This is a genomic window from Petrotoga halophila DSM 16923 (assembly GCF_002924615.1).
Window position 1 is genome coordinate 1 of sequence record NZ_JALY01000061.1, and the last position, 1,664, is coordinate 1,664.

Annotated in this window: 3 protein-coding genes; all 3 read right to left on the reverse strand. The window is 32.1% G+C overall.

Annotated features, from left to right (window positions below; genetic code table 11):
* On the reverse strand, nucleotides 1-214 hold a 214-nt coding region (locus AA81_RS03020; RefSeq protein WP_500690311.1), incomplete at its 3' end, for an IS1634 family transposase N-terminal domain-related protein.
* Nucleotides 215-659: 445 nt separating this feature from the next.
* Nucleotides 660-971, reverse strand: a complete 312-nt coding sequence (locus AA81_RS14670) for a transposase (protein ID WP_331270670.1) — start codon at nucleotides 969-971, stop codon at nucleotides 660-662.
* A 37-nt stretch (nucleotides 972-1,008) separates the two neighbouring features.
* Nucleotides 1,009-1,554 (reverse strand): transposase, encoded by a 546-nt coding sequence (locus tag AA81_RS14675; protein WP_041534019.1) that lies wholly within the window; start codon nucleotides 1,552-1,554, stop codon nucleotides 1,009-1,011.
* Nucleotides 1,555-1,664 lie beyond the last annotated feature (110 nt).

The following is a 1,664-nucleotide window of genomic DNA, read 5'->3' on the forward strand; positions in this document are numbered from 1 at the left end:
GTGCTTCCTCAACACTATTCAAATTCACATAACCTTTTATATCATATATCTGTACAAGTTTATCGACAATATTTTCCACTTCTTTTCTACTGATAGTATCGATTCTACCCAAATTAGCAATAATCTTTTGTTTATTCTTACCGTTTTCACGGTAACTTTCTACTATTCTTAAGTATTCTTTCCCTTGATTGTTTTTTACCGTTCTAACATACATCCAAATCATCTCCCAACTTCATAATGTCTTTAATATTATACCACAGAAATATTATGAAGTCAAGAGAATGATATAATTAAAATAGAAAAAAGTGTCACTGCATGAAAAATTTTTCCCCAAAAAATAGGTGATTTATCCCCTCAAACCCGCTTTCTTCCGTTTGGTTTACTGAAAAATCGTCTCTCAACTGTCAAACTCAGGAAAAGTAGATATTGCCAAAGCTTACATTGAGTTATTTGGAAATAAGGATGGTGTAATAACAGATACCTATGAAGTAGCGGTCCCAGATATTTTAAGCAAAACAGGGGATGGTGTAAACATTTTAGATAATTCTAAATTTCCTCTATTAGATAAAACCTTATGACATTCGTTTATATACCTATTTTTACGGCTTTTAGTCGATGCTATGGCTAACCGATACTGGTTCTTTCCACTGATTGTTGAATTATCCGTTATTCTCAAGTAAAAGAACTTTTTGTCTCAACATCTCAAATTTGTTTCTTCCATACATTATCCTTTTAATAACTTTCACTTTATTCACAGAACCTTTTGTTAGCCCATTGTTGTATTCATATACGATAGCATTTCTAACCGCTTGCATATCTCTTTTTAAACCGTTCACAAATTTATCTATTTTTCTGATTTTCAAGTTACTTGCTTTTTCTATCCATTCTTCAAGTTTTTCAACGTTCTTTGATTTCAACATCTGTTTGAATTCATTTACGAGGTCTATCATACTTTCAATAACAGGGTATATTGTATAATCTTTTCGTACAACTCTTTTGAAATAGCTTCTATTTTTTCAACTGGTCTGTACTGTAAACAGTACTTCTATGTATGTTCAGTAATTTTGATATTTTCCTTTTTGAGTAACCTTTGTTGTATAATTCCCTAACTTCTTTGACTGACTTAAGCGTTGCCTTTTCTTTTTCAGAAGGAACCAGGTTTTTGTTTTCATCAACCATCTTTTCAATGTCCTGATCCTTTGTTTCTTCAATAACTAAAGAGGTACTGAACTTTTGATAGATATATTCTTTGCAATAATCCATTAGATTTTTTATTAAATGGAACCCGTCTGATATCTGAATAGCATCTGGATGGGCTTTCTCTATCGCCTTTTTATACGATATCGATCCGTCTCTTGATACCATTTGGATATTCTCGTATCCCTTTAGCCATTTTTCTAGTTCCTTGAACCCCTTCGGGGCGCTTCCCTTTGAGTTCAACATATCCACCACTTTGTGAGTTTCCAAATCGATCATGATACTTCCATATCTTTGCCCTCTTTTTATTGCAAAATCATCGATACTTACCTTTTTTACTTTCCTTTTGTCTATCATGTGGATTATTTTTTTTTAATAAGTTGCATATCGAACTTTTACCTATATCCGCTATATCTTTACTTATCAACTTAGCTGCTTTTACAGAACTCATATTCATGCTTATATTC